We start from the raw sequence: 14,995 nt of genomic DNA, 5'->3' as shown, positions 1-14,995 counted from the left end.
CGGGCGGTTAAGCCCGAGTGGTTGCAGAGGGGCGAGATTTGAATGAATTTAGTGTTAATGGGACTTCCTGGTGCTGGAAAAGGTACACAGGCCGATAAGATTGTTGACAAATATCAAATTCCTCATATTTCAACAGGAGATATGTTCCGCGCAGCAATGAATGAGGGAACGGAATTGGGACTTAAGGCGAAATCCTTTATGGATAAAGGGGAGCTCGTTCCCGATGAAGTAACAATTGGTATCGTTCGTGAACGTTTAGGCAAAACAGATTGCGAACATGGCTTCCTTCTTGACGGTTTTCCCAGAACAGTGCCACAAGCAGAAGCCCTTGAAAATATATTGTCTGAGCTTGGAAAAAAAATCGACTATGTCTTTAACATTGATGTAGATGCAGATATATTGGTAGAGCGGTTAACAGGCCGCCGAATCTGTAAGGAATGCGGCACCACCTACCATCTGATCTTTAATCCGCCAAAAGAGCCTGGTGTATGTGACCGTTGCGGCGGAGAATTGTATCAGCGCAAAGATGACAACGAAGAAACGGTCCAAAACAGACTCGACGTTAACATGAAACAGGTGCAGCCGCTTCTGGATTTCTATCGCGGGAAAGGCTATTTAAAAAACATCAATGGCCAGCAGCATATTGATCAAGTATTCTCTGACATTGATGCTCTTTTAAAGGATTTGAAATAATGATTATTACAAAAACACCCCGAGAAATTAAATTAATGAGAGAAGCCGGACGAATTGTTGCCATGACTCATCAAGAGTTGAAGAAGCATATTCAGCCTGGTATTACGACGAAACAATTAGATAGCATTGCTGAAAGCTTTATCAGGCAACAAGGTGCACATCCTTCTTTTTTAGGCTATAACGGATTTAGCGGGAGCATCTGTGTTTCGGTCAACGAGGAGCTTGTCCATGGCATACCCGGAGACCGTGTTCTGAACGAGGGTGACATCGTCAGCCTGGACATTGGAGCCGAATATAGCGGGTACCACGGTGATTCGGCATGGACCTATGCAGTGGGCAAGATCGATGATGAAACGCAAAAGCTGCTCGATGTTACGGAAAAATCCCTCTATATGGGATTGGAACAAGCCAAGCCGGGCGCTCGTCTTTCAAATATTTCTCATGCGATACAAACATTTGTGGAAGCAGAAGGTTTTTCCATTGTCCGTGAGTATGTAGGGCATGGGATTGGTCAAAGCTTACATGAAGATCCGCAAATTCCCAATTATGGTCCACCTGATAAAGGACCGCGCTTGAAGCCCGGAATGGCACTGGCTATTGAGCCGATGGTCAATGCGGGGAGCCGCTATGTAAAGACGCTTCCGGACAATTGGACTGTCGTGACAGTTGACGGGAAAATGTGTGCGCATTTTGAACATACAATAGCCATTACGGAAACCGGTTTTGAGATTTTGACAAAACTGTGAGCGCAGGTGATCTCGTTGAAAGAGTCTGATTCGAATCCCCAAATAGGCCAGATTGTCCAGATCCAAAAAGGACGGGATGCGGGACAATACGCGGTTGTAATCCAGCGGTTGGATGATAAGTTTGTATTCATCGCGGATGGGGAAAAAAGAAAATTTGACAGTCCCAAAAAGAAAAACATTCAACATCTTCAGTGCCAAGACTACATGAATGAAGAAGTACGCAGAAGCTTGTTGGAAACTGGGCGGGTCACCAATGGGAAGTTACGATGGGCTCTTGGAAAATTTGTGGAAGAAGTTTTGGAAGACTTAGAGAAGGGAGACGAGTTGGATGGCGAAAGAAGACGTCATTGAAGTTGAAGGCAAGGTAGTAGACACTTTGCCAAATGCCATGTTTAAGGTAGAATTAGAAAATGGCCATACGGTACTTGCGCATGTATCGGGTAAAATCCGTATGCACTTCATCCGTATTTTGCCTGGTGATAAAGTAACTGTAGAGCTTTCTCCATATGATTTGACACGGGGAAGAATCACATACCGCTTTAAGTAGTGCACTTCAGGCTGTTAAGGAGGTTTTAAAAAAATGAAAGTAAGGCCATCAGTAAAGCCGATCTGCGAGAAGTGCAAAATTATCCGTAGAAAAGGCAAAGTTATGATAATCTGTGAAAATCCGAAACATAAACAAAAACAAGGATAATAAGGAGGTGCAAAACTTATGGCACGTATAGCCGGAGTGGACATTCCACGTGAAAAGCGCGTCGTTATTGCGCTCACATATATTTACGGTATCGGAAAAAATACAGCTATCGAAGTTCTCAAGGAAGCGGGTGTTTCCGAAGATACACGCGTTAGAGACTTGACGGATGACGAATTGGATAAAATCCGTAATATCGTTGACGGTTTAAAAGTTGAAGGAGACCTTCGCCGTGAAGTGTCTTTAAACATTAAACGTTTGATGGAAATCGGCTCTTATCGGGGGCTTCGCCATCGCCGCGGACTGCCGGTGCGTGGACAAAACACGAAAAATAACGCACGGACTCGAAAAGGCCCTCGTAAAACTGTAGCGGGCAAGAAAAAATAATAGGTAAAGGAGGTTATATACAATGGCACGTAAAACGAATACTCGTAAACGTCGTGTGAAAAAAAATATAGAAACAGGGATCGCGCATATTCGCTCTACATTTAACAATACAATCGTAACGATTACAGATGCGCAAGGAAATGCCGTTTCCTGGTCTTCAGCTGGTGCGCTTGGATTTAAAGGTTCCCGTAAATCTACTCCATTTGCTGCCCAGATGGCTGCAGAAACAGCTGCGAAAGTTTCGATGGAGCATGGCATGAGGTCTTTGGAAGTTACTGTAAAAGGACCAGGTGCAGGCCGTGAAGCGGCAATTCGTGCTCTTCAAGCCGCAGGACTTGAGGTAACAGCAATCCGTGATGTAACACCTGTTCCTCATAACGGATGCCGTCCGCCAAAACGTCGTCGTGTATAATGAATTTGTATAAATTCGGTATTACCTGTCTATAATGGGGTAATATATGAATTTATGGTTACATTCAATTTGTTCCTCATCAAGTTGTTGCACAGACAAATGTAGCATGGGGAATTTCGGGCCGCCGGAATTTCGACGTTTTGAAGGAGGGTATATGTGAATGATCGAGATTGAAAAGCCGAAAATAGAAACGATTGAGATCAGCGATGATGCTAATTATGGAAAGTTCGTTGTCGAACCGCTTGAGCGTGGGTATGGTACAACATTGGGTAACTCCTTGCGTCGTATTCTATTATCCTCACTCCCAGGTGCAGCGATCACCTCGATTCAGGTCGAAGGGGTACAGCATGAATTTTCAACCATAGAAGGTGTCGTCGAAGATGTTACCTCTATCATCCTTAATCTTAAGAAACTAGCTCTCAAGATTTATTCTGACGAAGAAAAAACGTTGGAAATAGATGCACAAGGCGAAGGCGCAGTGAAAGCATCGGACATTATGCATGACAGTGATGTAGAAATACTAAATCCGGATCTGCATATTGCCACATTAGCCGAAAACGGCAACTTTCGAGTTCGCATGACAGCCAAAAGAGGCCGCGGATATACGCCCGCTGATATGAACAAGCGCGATGATTTACCGATTGGCGTTATACCGATCGACTCAATTTATACACCTGTATCGCGCGTCAATTATCAAGTGGAAAACACACGTGTCGGCCAAATGACAAACTTCGATAAGCTGTCATTGGATGTATGGACAAACGGAAGTATCAGTCCGGAAGAGGCTATTTCACTTGGAGCCAAAATTTTAACAGAGCATTTAAATATTTTCGTTGGGTTGACGGACGAAGCCCAGCATGCTGAAATCATGGTCGAAAAAGAAGAAGATCAAAAAGAGAAAGTCCTTGAAATGACGATTGAAGAACTTGATCTCTCCGTCAGGTCTTACAACTGCCTCAAGCGGGCCGGCATTAACACGGTTCAGGAGTTGGCCAATAAGACCGAAGAAGACATGATGAAAGTAAGAAACTTGGGAAGAAAATCGCTGGAAGAAGTAAAAGGCAAGCTGGAAGAGCTTGGGCTGGAACTTCGAAAAGACGATTAAAAAGAGAAACGACATAATGAATTTGCCACAACAAAGGAGGGAAACGAAATGTCTTATCGTAAATTAGGACGTACAAGCGCGCAACGCAAAGCCATGCTTCGCGACTTGGCTACTGACTTAATTATCAGCGAACGGATTGAAACAACAGAAGCGCGTGCAAAAGAACTTCGCTCTGTTGTGGAAAAAATGATCACTCTTGGAAAACGTGGAGATCTACATGCCCGCCGCCAGGCAGCCGCCTTCATTCGTAAAGAAGTGGCAGATGCCGAAGCGAACCAAGATGCATTACAAAAATTGTTTTCCGATATTGCCCCTAGATATGAAGAACGTCAAGGCGGCTATACTAGAATCATGAAGCTCGGACCACGCCGTGGAGACGGAGCTCCAATGGTTATTATTGAATTAGTGTAATTCAAAAGAAAAACTACAGGGCAGGGCGTACGTCTAATGCCCTTTTTCTTTAAATAATGTGTCATTTCATATGCTGGATGATGTCCAGATCCAGCGCCTAGCCCCTGGAGGTCGCTAGCAGAAACTTGCAGGGAAGCAGACTACCCAAAGCTATTATTCCTAGGGTTGCTTACTTTGTGGCAAGCTCGCATGAGGCTTATTTTATGAAGCTTCACAAGAATTAAAATCAGCAGCCTCGTCTTCTGCTAGTGGGGGCTGGTCCAGGCGCTTGCACTTTTCTTTAAAGCTTAAAAGAGCGTTACGATAGGCACAATGTTTGTGACCCTGTCTAGCTTCATGCACCTTCTCCCACGGTCATCCGCAAGGGTGAGGCGCCGGTTCAGCCGGTGACCTGGAGAAAGGTGCAGGCTTTTTTCTGTTTATGGACGAATCAGCAAACGTCAATGCTTGCTGGAGGAGGGGCAAAGGATGGCTAAACCGATCATTTCCATAGAAAATATTTCTTTTCGGTATGAAGAACAGGAATCCTACGCCTTAAAAGATGTATCGTTTTCTATAGAAGAGGGCGAATGGCTGGCTATTGTGGGCCATAACGGTTCAGGAAAGTCGACATTGGCCAAAATTTTGAATGGACTCCAATTTCCTGAACACGGGATGATCAAAGTTCAGAATCTTCCTTTAAACGAAGAGACGGTTTGGGATATCCGCAGAATGGTCGGAATGGTTTTTCAAAGTCCGGATAATCAGTTTGTCGGTACGACCGTACAAGATGATGTGGCTTTTGGGATGGAGAATAACGGTGTTCCACATGAAGAAATGACCGTACGTGTAAAAGAGGCACTCGAACGGGTGCATATGTATGATTTTCTCAACCAGGAGCCACATCATCTTTCAGGAGGCCAGAAGCAGCGCGTGGCTATAGCAGGTGTTATTGCACTCAGGCCGGATGTTATCATTCTGGATGAGGCGACATCCATGCTCGATCCGCTGGGGCGTGAGGAAGTGCTTCAGACGGTAAGAGAATTAAAAGATGAACAAGGATTGACAGTCATATCGATTACGCATGATCTGGAAGAAGCCGCCAAGGCAGATAGAATGATCATTCTGAACCAGGGCCAGGTGTATAAAGACGGCAAACCGGAAGAGATTTTTGAACTGGAGGAAGAGTTGATTACTCTTGGGCTTGATATTCCTTTCCCAGTTAAAATGAGCCATACGCTTAGGAAAGTGGGGCTTGGCTTGCCGAAATTGTATTTGACAGATGAAGAGTTGGTGAATGATCTATGGAAATTACACTTCAAGAAGTAGAATATAAGTATTCAGCCAATACACCGTTTGAACGCCTAGCCATCCAAGACATCAACCTCCGTATCAAGGAAGGCTCATTCATCGCCTTGATCGGCCATACCGGTTCCGGAAAGTCTACCATTCTCCAACATTTAAACGCTCTGCTGCAGCCGACAAAAGGGCAAATTACAATCGGCGACAGAACGATTACAGCGGGAAAGAAAGAGAAGAACCTGCGCAGCATCCGGCAAAAAGTCGGCATCGTATTCCAATTTCCTGAACATCAACTCTTCGATGAAACTGTTGAAAAAGACATTTGTTTTGGACCGATGAATTTCGGCATTTCTGAAGAAGAAGCTAAAAAAAGGGCAAGAAGACTAATAAAAGAAGTAGGTCTGGATGAAGACATATTGCAAAAATCCCCGTTTGATCTCTCCGGCGGACAAATGCGCCGGGTTGCCATTGCCGGAGTGCTGGCGATGGAACCGGAAGTATTAGTGTTGGACGAACCAACAGCGGGGCTTGATCCGCGCGGCCGAACGGAAATTATGGAGATGTTTTACCGCTTGCATCAGGAAAAGGGCCTGTCTACCATTCTAGTAACGCACAGCATGGAAGATGCGGCGAAATATGCCGATGAAATTGTTATCATGCATAGAGGCCGGATACAAAAAACCGGCGATCCGAGAACAATCTTTTCCAATCCGGAAGAACTTCTTGAACTGGGGCTGGATGTACCCCAAGTCGTCAAATTTCAATATCGGCTAGAGCAAAAAATAAATAAAAAGCTTGGAAAAACATGTCTTTCCATCAAAGAACTGTCCGACCTGCTGGCAGAGCTAAAAGAGGGAGGCGGCATGCTCCCATGATGGAAAAAATGATTTTTGGGCGTTATATTCCCGGTGAATCGGTCATTCACTTATTGGATCCGAGAACAAAACTGCTGTTTGTGTTCGGATTTATCGCTATTGTATTCTTGGCGAATAATACGCTGACATATAGTTTGCTTGTTCTGTTTGTCTTTTTATTGATTATTTTGTCCAAAATGAATGTGAAGTTTTTAATCAATGGTTTAAAACCCGTTCTCATACTGATCATTTTTACTTTCTTCCTGCAACTTTTTTTCAACAAAGAAGGGGATGTCATCTACAGTATCGGCAATGTTAACATATACGAAGAAGGGCTTCGCCAGGCGATCTTTATTTCGCTTCGCTTCTTCCTGCTCGTGTTTGTCACGACGTTGCTTACGTTGACAACAACGCCGATTACATTGACAGACGGGCTTGAAAGCTTGATGAAACCTCTCAAGAAAATCAAGTTTCCAGTTCATGAATTGGCGCTCATGATGTCCATCTCATTGCGTTTTATTCCAACGCTTATGGATGAGACGGATAAAATCATGAAAGCGCAAATGGCCAGGGGCGTTGAATTTTCCAGCGGTCCCATAAAGGACAGGCTGAAATCGATCGTTCCGCTGTTGATTCCCCTGTTCGTCAGTTCCTTTAAACGGGCTGAAGAACTTGCGACCGCCATGGAAGCGCGGGGATACCGCGGGGGAGAAGGCAGGACAAAATACCGTTTATTGAAATGGGCTCGGCGCGATGTTTTCGCGGGATGTGCCTTCATCATACTGGCCATACTGCTAATTTTATGGAGATCTTAAAAAAGAGGGTTACAGTACATGCAGCGTTATAAAGGAACGATTGAATATGACGGTTCAGGCTTCTCCGGCTACCAAATCCAGCCGAAGGGACGGACGATCCAAGCCGAAATTGAAAAAGTGCTCGCAAAAATGCATAAGGGACGCCATATTGCGGTTACGGCTTCAGGACGTACCGATGCAGGGGTCCATGCGCGCGGACAAGTCATTCACTTCGACTCTGGGCTGTCCCTGCCTCCAGAACGATGGGTGAAGGCGTTGAACGGCCTCCTGCCGCAAGATATATCTTTTTTGAATGTGGAAGCGGCAGAGCCCGACTTTCACGCCCGTTTCGACGCAGTCGGAAAAACGTACAAGTACTATCTGTACAATCGTGAGACACGAGACCCTTTTAAACGCCATTATTATGCTCATGTATCTCGAAACCTGGATATTGGAAGAATGAGAAGCGCGGCACGATTTGTGGAAGGAACCCATGATTTTACAAGTTTCTGTTCGGCAAAAACAGAAATGGCGAACAAAGTGAGAACCATTTCGCGTCTTGACATTGAAGAGCGTCATGAGGAAATCATATTCACCTTTACCGGGAACGGATTTTTATATAATATGGTGAGAATTATAGTGGGAACGCTGTTGGAAGTGGGAGCAGGAAAAAGGGCCCCGGAGGAAATGAAAGACATTTTGGCGGCGAAAGATCGCCGCTTGGCAGGGAAGACTGCTCCCCCCGAAGGACTCTATTTGTGGGAAGTCTATTACGGAAAACGGCCATGTTGATAATAACAACCTGCCCAGGTGTACAAATTGTTCTTGACTTCACTTGCCAAAACCGATAAAATATCCTATGGTATTATTTTTTCAATTCCACGATAAGCCCCGGAAACTTATTGTGATGAAAATAACAACAGCTAATTTTTGCAAAATTGGAGGGTAACAAATGCGTACTACGTATATGGCTAAAGCCGGAGAAATCGATCGTAAATGGTACGTTGTTGACGCTGAAGGCAAAACGCTTGGCCGTCTTGCATCTGAAGTGGCGAGCATTTTGCGCGGCAAACATAAACCAACTTACACACCTCATATTGACACAGGCGATCACGTGATTATCGTAAATGCTGAAAAAATCGAACTAACTGGTAATAAATGGAGCGACAAAATTTACTACCGCCATACAGGCTTCCTCGGAGGCATCAAGCAAAGAACCGCACAGGAAATGAAGGAAAAGCAACCACAAAAAATGCTTGAACTCGCCATCAAAGGCATGCTTCCAAAAGGACCTTTAGGACGTCAAATGTACAGAAAGCTTCATGTCTACGCAGGACCTGAACATCCACATCACGCACAACAACCGCAAACTTACGAGCTTCGCGGATAATTTGAAAGGGAGGGCAATTATTTTGGCACAAGTTCAATACTATGGTACAGGCCGACGTAAAAGCTCAGTCGCCCGCGTACGCTTAGTACCCGGCGAAGGCCGTATCGTTATTAATAATCGTGAAGTAGAAGACTACATTCCATTCGCAGCATTGCGCGAAGTCATTAAACAGCCGTTGGCGGCTACTGAAACATTGGGCAACTACGACGTATTGGTCAATGTAAACGGCGGCGGATACACTGGTCAAGCAGGAGCCATTCGTCACGGCATCGCCCGTGCGCTGCTTCAAGCTGATCCAGAATTCCGTGCACCTCTGAAAAGCGCCGGACTCTTAACACGCGACCCGCGCATGAAAGAACGTAAAAAATACGGTCTTAAAGCTGCTCGTCGTGCACCGCAGTTCTCGAAGCGTTAATATATCAACGGTCAAAGGCTCTTTTCACTTATGTGGAAAGGGTCTTTTTATATGATCAAAATAGACTCGTGACCATATTTTGACCATATTTATATTTTTTTCATGTAATCACTGAAGGTATTTGCTGTCTTTTTGGCCACAAATTTAGATACATGGGTATAGACGTTCATTGTTGTTTCGATTTCTTTGTGCCCCAACCTCTCTTGTACTTCTTTAATAGTTGCTCCTGCTTCAAAAAGAATTGATGCATGAGTATGTCTAAGTCCATGCACAGTAATCTTTCTTAGTTTGTGCTTCTTGATAAAGCTTTTAAGGATGTCATTTGGCATGGCCAATCTTAATGGTCTTAAATCTTCTCTTGTAAAAACATTGATAATGTTTTCGGTAACTCCATCAGACAAGAAATTTTCTTTTTGTTTTATTTTCCACTTCTTGAGTAATTTGAGCGTATCACTATCAATAGCTATTGTCCTTCTTGATGCATATTTTTTTGTAGTTTGAATAATTTCCTTTCCATCTTTGAAGAACATTGTTTTATTAATTCTTATAGTATTGGACTCAAAGCTAACATCTTTCCATTCAAGTGCGATTAACTCTCCCTTCCTCATTCCTGTATAAGCCAACATATAAAAATAAACATAATTTTGTGTTGTCATATGTTTTAACCCAAGGGAAAGGAATTTGTCTAACTCTTCCTTTGTCCAAAAATTTCTAACTTCACCTTCTTCAATTATTTCTTCTTCATCTTTCTTTGGTATTTCAACATAGTGCATAGGATTACGAGTAATGTAGTCATGTTTCAATGCATACTTAAATACGAGATTGGCTTGAATCTTTATATCAGTGACAGAGTTAATTTTTTTGGATAATTCATCTACAAATTTTTGGCAATACTGTTTAGTTATATCTACCATTTTGACATTACCAAACCACGGTAAAATATGTCTGTTGAACTTTGATAATTTTGCGTTTTGTGTACTTAATTTTATTGTGTTTTTATGTGAGGACCACCACTCATCAAACACCTGTTTAAAAGTAAGATTGTTTCTGTGATAAATTCCAGACTTGACTTCGTCTTCCAAAATCCTAGCAGCTTCCTGCGCTTCTTTTTTTGTTTTAAACCCCCTCCTGGTAGTGGGTTTTCTTTTTCCTGTTTTTGGGTCAATCCCTACATAAGTCTTGAATAACCAAAGCGTTCCCTGTTTAGTCTTGTACTTCTGAAATGAAGCCACAATTATTACTCCTTTCATAAGGTGATATATTTTTTATGCGATTATCAATCCAGGTATTAAAACTAAGAACCAACAACTAAGCTGATTTTTCTTTCGGCCGGCAGCAACGCTAATAAATCATCTATTTCTGGTGTAGACAAAACAAACTGCCGTACAACGTCAGGATCAACACCATATCTCATGATCCGATTTTTTATGACAGCGATATTTAAGCCGATTCTTATAGGTGATTGTCTATTGAATATAAAATCAGCGAGAGTAATTGTCATACTAATGATTGTCCCATCGAATTCATCCCGTTCCACATACTCAAAAGGCTTGTATGCTTCATAGTAATGGATAGGCTTGTCCCAGTTTAATTCACGGTGTTGAAAGGTTAGAACATACCAAAAAGGAATCAATTCCCCGTCAACATAGTCATAGTAAAGTCTTTGCTGTGGCATTATGCTTTTACTCCTTTCTTTTTTAGTATGGCATTTAATTGATCTAACACTTTATTAGTCTCGTCATTATAAGGCGGAGCCTTTGGATAAAGCCTTTCCATAAACCGGCGGTGTTCTTCATCCGATTTCGCCTGTAAAATCTTATTTCTTAGGTGAACTAATCTCTTCCTGGCAAATTCCTCTGTGACATTAAAATCTCTTGCTATAATAGGCACTCCATCCTCGATGTTGTAATAATTAGCAATCTCGTAACCTTCCAACATGAATGTGGGTACGCAAAAGTTATACATAAAGCTTTCTGCTTTAACCTCTTGATAAAGTCTAAAACTTATTGGCATGTTTTGTTGATAACCCTCATGCTGCAAAACATGACATAATTCATGGGCAAAATCTTGCCATTGTTCTGTTGGCCCTAAATCTTCATTAAGAAGAATCCAGTATTCTCCATTGTTTTCTATTGCCTCGCTTGGCTCATCCCAAAAACGGAGCTTAATATTTAATGAATCTGCTATTGTTTGCATATCAATTTCATTTGGCGTTAATATCCCTATTTTTCGGTATATATTTTTTACGAAGTCTTCTAAATTGCTGTAAATCATCATAATGACCCCCTGCTTCACAAACGTATGTTCTCGTTGTGTTTAAAAGAAAAGCCCAAAAATGGGCGAAAACCTTATAAACCTAATAGTTCTTTTTTCTTGGTGTCAAATTCTTCTTGTGTAATGATGCCCTCATCAAGCAACTCTTTGAATTTCTTTATTTCATCTGCATCGGACGTTTTGTTTTCAATTTGCCTACTGTTATTTTTTTGCCTATCACAGATTAATTGAAGGGTTGATAAGCATTCCTGGGCGCTCTGATACATTTCTTTGAAAACAAATCCATCTCTTTTAGTTGGTGACTCAATAAAATTTACGTAAACAGTTGGATTGTTAAAGTCATTGACGGTTATTATTAGCTTCAAACTATTGCATACGCCTTTAGTTTTCTTTTTGCCAGTTACTGCACCCACAACAGCACCAGCACCTCCAAATAGAGCACCACCTACCAAAGCTCTACCTAAACCTCCAGATGCAACCGATTCTCCATCTTCTAACAACTCAAAATCTATGATATCGCTGTAATTATAAACAGTAGATTTGTTCCTTTTTCCGAGAAATGATGATAAGACTAACCATTTTTGTTGATTATCATCAAACTCCATAAAGGTATCAATTTTTTTAGTTGGATTAAAATTAGCAAGCTCATTATCATTCGCTTTTTTAACTTCAATGGCAGCCTTAATATCTTCAACTGTCAACTTTTTAACAGGCTTATTTAAAGATTCAAGCTTTTTATTGTCTGCTTTTTTAAAACAGCTGGAGCATACCCACTTATTATCTGCTATTTTCCGTTTGCCAGTTTCGTTTTCACAAATAGCGCACTCCTCTTTTGTACTAAAAAAAACCATGATGTCCCTCCTGATTAATTAATATATTAATTACAATCCTCTCATTTTAAGTTTCCTATCCCATTCTACTCGATCAGAATGTGCAGCAATGGTACAACGGCAATCTTTATGCATTGGCGGGGCGTTTTTTCCAACAACCATATCATTAATATTAAATATTTGGCCGTCTAATTTATTACAAGTTGGACAGGAATCCTTTCCACCTATGTATTCATATTGAAAAAATCCACCTTCTAATAAGGACTGTTTTTGAGTAAGCGCTTCTTTTATTGCAGATTCGTATATTTCTTCTGTTGTTTTCCTTTTATTCTTCATATTGTGTTTTTCAATAATATATTGGTATTTGTTCATTATGTTCAAACCATTATTTGTTGGTTTCAAAGACTTATCAAGTAATTCTCGATCCCGCAATAGAATTACTTCTTTTTCGAAATCAATACCATACTCATATTCAAAATATTGCGGGATTCTCTTATTTGTAAATTTGTTGAGCCAATATAACATATAAATGTGTCCTGGTAGCAATCCATCCTCATTTCTGACCATCATTTCTCTTTTTACAAACGATTGATCAGGAAACGTTTCAGCTTGTTTCAACCACTCCTTTATATCTCTATCTGAGGATATAAAAGGTTGTTCAGGATAATCCTTGTAACGAGATATGGACACATGTTTCTTTTTAAATAACTTAAATAAGTTCATAAGATCACCCTTTATGAAAATTGGACTTCTTTCCACATGAGGTTATTTCCTATCTTCTTTCATAATCTCCCACATCTTACGAAGCCTCCTTAAATCTTCTTCTGGTGTTTTTGGCAATTCTCGATGCCAACGCTTTAATTCAGGATCATTTATAAATTCTTCAAAGGATTCTTCCTCTGTTAAGTGAGGCTGATCCGATTTACCAACTAAATAATCGACAGTAGCGTTCAAAACGTTAGATAAATCAACAAGAATATCCGGTTCAATTCTTTTTTGAAAACCACTTTCTATTTTGTTCATTTTGCTTTGAGAGATACCAATCATCTTTGCTAGTTCAAGTTGTTCAATCCCTCTTCTTTCTCTCAGTTTTCTTATTCTTTTTCCAATATCCATAATGGATTCTCCTTGCTATTACAGCATTTAACCTCATTATATAATTTCTAAAATAGAAAACAACAAAATTTCTAAAAAAGAATTTCGAAAACGCGTTGACTTTCTATTTTGGAATATGTATACTCTATTTAAGATTTCTAAAATAGAATATTCCGAAGTGAGGTGTAAACATGATAATCAACTTAAACATCATCCTAGAAAAACGTAAGAAAAAAGGATACACCATCGACGATATGGCCAAAAAGCTTAATCTCACCAACGGTTCTATGTATTACAAAAGAGAAGTTGGCCAATATAAATTCAAAGCGGAAGAAGTCATGATGGTGGCTAAAATCCTTCAAATACCAATGAACCAACTTTTTTTATCAGATGAATATTCCAAAATAGAAACTAAATCAAAACAAGCCATATAGGAGGTAACCATGAATAAGTTAACCAAAATGTTTGACGGTCAGGAACTAACAATAATTAGTGATCAAGGCCAACCTAAGTTTTTACTAAAAGATGTTTGCAAAATTTTAGGACTTGGTCACATAGCGACAGTAGCAAGGCGTTTGGAAAAGGATGTGGTTTCAAAACACCCCCTTAAAACTACTGGCGGAATCCAACAAGCCACTTTTGTAAACGAAGATGGTCTGTATGATGTCATTCTCGATAGTCGTAAACCAGAAGCGAAACGGTTCAGGAAATGGGTTACTTCGGAAGTATTACCCTCTATCAGAAAGTACGGATTATATGCAACACCAACTACAATCGAGAACATTATCAGTAACCCTGACTTCGGGATTGAATTGCTTCAAACATTGAAAGTAGAGCGAGAACAACGTTTGAGAGCTGAACAAGAAAAAGCAATGGTAATCGAGCAGCAACGTTTAGATGCGCCATATACAAGCTTTGGTAAGGTTGTGTCTAATTCAAGCACATCCATCAATGTAGGGTCTTTCTCAAAGATGGTGTACGAAAAACACGGCATTAATCTTGGGCGAAACAAAATGTTCGACTGGTTACGTGAGCAAGGATTTCTTATCAAATCAGGTAGAGAAAAGAATAATCCAAAGCAGCTATACATCGAACAAGGATTATTCGAAGTCAAGCCTACAGTTGTTAGCAGATCGTCTGGTGACGTTGAAAAGCTAACTACATTAATTACTGGCAAAGGTCAGGTCAAGCTGTGCCAGATACTCTTGAGGGAATTCAAGCCAGAAAGGTCGGTGATCTAAATGTTACCTACTTCCGAATCGCTAAATACAACCCTTTTGGAAACAATGCTTAAAGATACACTCCAAAAGGCGTACGAGCAAGGCCTGAATGATGCTCGTCAAAAGCATTCATATCCTCCTTTGCTTAAGAAAAAGCATCTAACTGAAATTTTCCAAGTGGCACTACCCACTGTTGAGAACATCATTCGGATGGAGGGCTTTCCGAAGTCAAAAGTTGTTCAAGCCCGTTATCCAAGGGATGAAGTTTTTGAATGGATGAATAAAAACATTGAGTATGTCCATTACAAAACCAACTACTTCAAAGGAATCTCTTAATACAAGTTTACTAGTTTTTGAGACATTTGACTGTTCACGTTCTGCACATGTGCAGATTCTG

23 protein-coding genes are annotated in these 14,995 nt (G+C 41.1%); 17 read left to right on the top strand and 6 right to left on the bottom strand.

Annotation, left to right across the window (positions count from 1 at the left end; all coding sequences use genetic code 11):
• Positions 1-42 precede the first annotated feature (42 nt).
• The 15 genes from NST31_RS10480 to rpsI all read left to right on the top strand — a co-directional run bounded on the left by NST31_RS10480 (position 43) and on the right by rpsI (position 9,179).
• Positions 43-693 (top strand): adenylate kinase, encoded by a 651-nt coding sequence (locus NST31_RS10480; protein WP_077111569.1) that lies wholly within the window; start codon positions 43-45, stop codon positions 691-693.
• Positions 693-1,439, top strand: a complete 747-nt coding sequence (map, locus tag NST31_RS10475) for a type I methionyl aminopeptidase (RefSeq protein ID WP_077111570.1) — start codon at positions 693-695, stop codon at positions 1,437-1,439. Before NST31_RS10480 ends, map begins: the two co-directional genes overlap by 1 nt.
• 15 nt (positions 1,440-1,454) lie before the next feature.
• On the top strand, positions 1,455-1,790 hold the full coding sequence (locus NST31_RS10470; protein ID WP_077111571.1) for a KOW domain-containing RNA-binding protein: 336 nt from the start codon (positions 1,455-1,457) through the stop codon (positions 1,788-1,790).
• Complete coding sequence (infA, locus tag NST31_RS10465; RefSeq protein WP_077111572.1) at positions 1,768-1,986, top strand: translation initiation factor IF-1; 219 nt, start codon at positions 1,768-1,770, stop codon at positions 1,984-1,986. The genes NST31_RS10470 and infA overlap by 23 nt, the downstream gene beginning before the upstream one ends.
• 33 nt (positions 1,987-2,019) lie before the next feature.
• Positions 2,020-2,133 carry a 50S ribosomal protein L36 gene (gene rpmJ, locus NST31_RS10460; protein ID WP_048601043.1) on the top strand — a complete coding sequence of 38 codons (114 nt, stop codon included), beginning with the start codon at positions 2,020-2,022 and terminating at the stop codon, positions 2,131-2,133.
• An 18-nt stretch (positions 2,134-2,151) separates the two neighbouring features.
• Entirely contained in the window at positions 2,152-2,517 is a 366-nt protein-coding gene (gene rpsM, locus NST31_RS10455; protein ID WP_077111573.1) for a 30S ribosomal protein S13, read from the top strand.
• A 22-nt stretch (positions 2,518-2,539) separates the two neighbouring features.
• On the top strand, positions 2,540-2,929 hold the full coding sequence (gene rpsK / locus NST31_RS10450; RefSeq protein ID WP_077111574.1) for a 30S ribosomal protein S11: 390 nt from the start codon (positions 2,540-2,542) through the stop codon (positions 2,927-2,929).
• A 160-nt stretch (positions 2,930-3,089) separates the two neighbouring features.
• The gene (locus NST31_RS10445) at positions 3,090-4,034 is read left to right on the top strand and encodes a DNA-directed RNA polymerase subunit alpha (protein WP_077111575.1); all 945 of its coding nucleotides are present in this window, start codon (positions 3,090-3,092) and stop codon (positions 4,032-4,034) included.
• 48 nt (positions 4,035-4,082) lie between these two features.
• A complete protein-coding gene (rplQ, locus tag NST31_RS10440; RefSeq protein ID WP_077111576.1) occupies positions 4,083-4,445 on the top strand; it encodes a 50S ribosomal protein L17 in 363 nt (120 codons plus the stop codon).
• 468 nt (positions 4,446-4,913) lie between these two features.
• Positions 4,914-5,753, top strand: a complete 840-nt coding sequence (locus tag NST31_RS10435) for an energy-coupling factor ABC transporter ATP-binding protein (RefSeq protein ID WP_077111577.1) — start codon at positions 4,914-4,916, stop codon at positions 5,751-5,753.
• Complete coding sequence (locus tag NST31_RS10430; protein WP_077111578.1) at positions 5,729-6,601, top strand: energy-coupling factor ABC transporter ATP-binding protein; 873 nt, start codon at positions 5,729-5,731, stop codon at positions 6,599-6,601. Before NST31_RS10435 ends, NST31_RS10430 begins: the two co-directional genes overlap by 25 nt.
• On the top strand, positions 6,598-7,395 hold the full coding sequence (locus NST31_RS10425; protein WP_077111579.1) for an energy-coupling factor transporter transmembrane protein EcfT: 798 nt from the start codon (positions 6,598-6,600) through the stop codon (positions 7,393-7,395). Before NST31_RS10430 ends, NST31_RS10425 begins: the two co-directional genes overlap by 4 nt.
• 18 nt (positions 7,396-7,413) lie before the next feature.
• Complete coding sequence (gene truA, locus NST31_RS10420) at positions 7,414-8,166, top strand: tRNA pseudouridine(38-40) synthase TruA (RefSeq protein WP_077111580.1); 753 nt, start codon at positions 7,414-7,416, stop codon at positions 8,164-8,166.
• 160 nt (positions 8,167-8,326) lie between these two features.
• Positions 8,327-8,764: a 50S ribosomal protein L13 gene (gene rplM, locus NST31_RS10415; RefSeq protein ID WP_077111581.1), complete on the top strand. Its 438-nt coding sequence runs from the start codon at positions 8,327-8,329 to the stop codon at positions 8,762-8,764.
• Between the two features lie 22 nt (positions 8,765-8,786).
• A complete protein-coding gene (gene rpsI, locus NST31_RS10410) occupies positions 8,787-9,179 on the top strand; it encodes a 30S ribosomal protein S9 (protein ID WP_077111582.1) in 393 nt (130 codons plus the stop codon).
• An 89-nt stretch (positions 9,180-9,268) separates the two neighbouring features.
• Here the strand turns inward: rpsI and NST31_RS10405 are convergent, their stop codons facing one another.
• The 6 genes from NST31_RS10405 to NST31_RS10380 form a co-directional block, all read right to left on the bottom strand.
• Positions 9,269-10,411, bottom strand: coding sequence for a site-specific integrase (locus tag NST31_RS10405; protein WP_339165430.1), 1,143 nt, complete (start codon positions 10,409-10,411; stop codon positions 9,269-9,271).
• A gap of 62 nt (positions 10,412-10,473) precedes the next feature.
• A complete protein-coding gene (locus NST31_RS10400; RefSeq protein WP_339165429.1) occupies positions 10,474-10,854 on the bottom strand; it encodes a hypothetical protein in 381 nt (126 codons plus the stop codon).
• Positions 10,854-11,456: an ImmA/IrrE family metallo-endopeptidase gene (locus NST31_RS10395; RefSeq protein ID WP_339165427.1), complete on the bottom strand. Its 603-nt coding sequence runs from the start codon at positions 11,454-11,456 to the stop codon at positions 10,854-10,856. Before NST31_RS10395 ends, NST31_RS10400 begins: the two co-directional genes overlap by 1 nt.
• A gap of 71 nt (positions 11,457-11,527) precedes the next feature.
• Positions 11,528-12,304 (bottom strand): SHOCT domain-containing protein, encoded by a 777-nt coding sequence (locus NST31_RS10390; protein ID WP_339165426.1) that lies wholly within the window; start codon positions 12,302-12,304, stop codon positions 11,528-11,530.
• A 30-nt stretch (positions 12,305-12,334) separates the two neighbouring features.
• Positions 12,335-13,006, bottom strand: a complete 672-nt coding sequence (locus NST31_RS10385; RefSeq protein WP_339165425.1) for a minor capsid protein — start codon at positions 13,004-13,006, stop codon at positions 12,335-12,337.
• Between the two features lie 42 nt (positions 13,007-13,048).
• Positions 13,049-13,399: a helix-turn-helix transcriptional regulator gene (locus NST31_RS10380; RefSeq protein ID WP_339165423.1), complete on the bottom strand. Its 351-nt coding sequence runs from the start codon at positions 13,397-13,399 to the stop codon at positions 13,049-13,051.
• Positions 13,400-13,569: 170 nt separating this feature from the next.
• Between NST31_RS10380 and NST31_RS10375 the strand changes: the two genes are divergently transcribed.
• Complete coding sequence (locus NST31_RS10375; protein WP_339165422.1) at positions 13,570-13,812, top strand: helix-turn-helix transcriptional regulator; 243 nt, start codon at positions 13,570-13,572, stop codon at positions 13,810-13,812.
• 9 nt (positions 13,813-13,821) lie between these two features.
• The gene (locus NST31_RS10370) at positions 13,822-14,619 is read left to right on the top strand and encodes a phage antirepressor KilAC domain-containing protein (RefSeq protein ID WP_339165420.1); all 798 of its coding nucleotides are present in this window, start codon (positions 13,822-13,824) and stop codon (positions 14,617-14,619) included.
• Positions 14,620-14,995: the final 376 nt, after the last annotated feature.

This window comes from Siminovitchia sp. FSL W7-1587, from assembly GCF_037963795.1.
GTDB lineage: Bacteria > Bacillota > Bacilli > Bacillales > Bacillaceae_C > Siminovitchia > Siminovitchia thermophila.
This window is presented reverse-complemented; position numbering and strand designations above follow the sequence as displayed.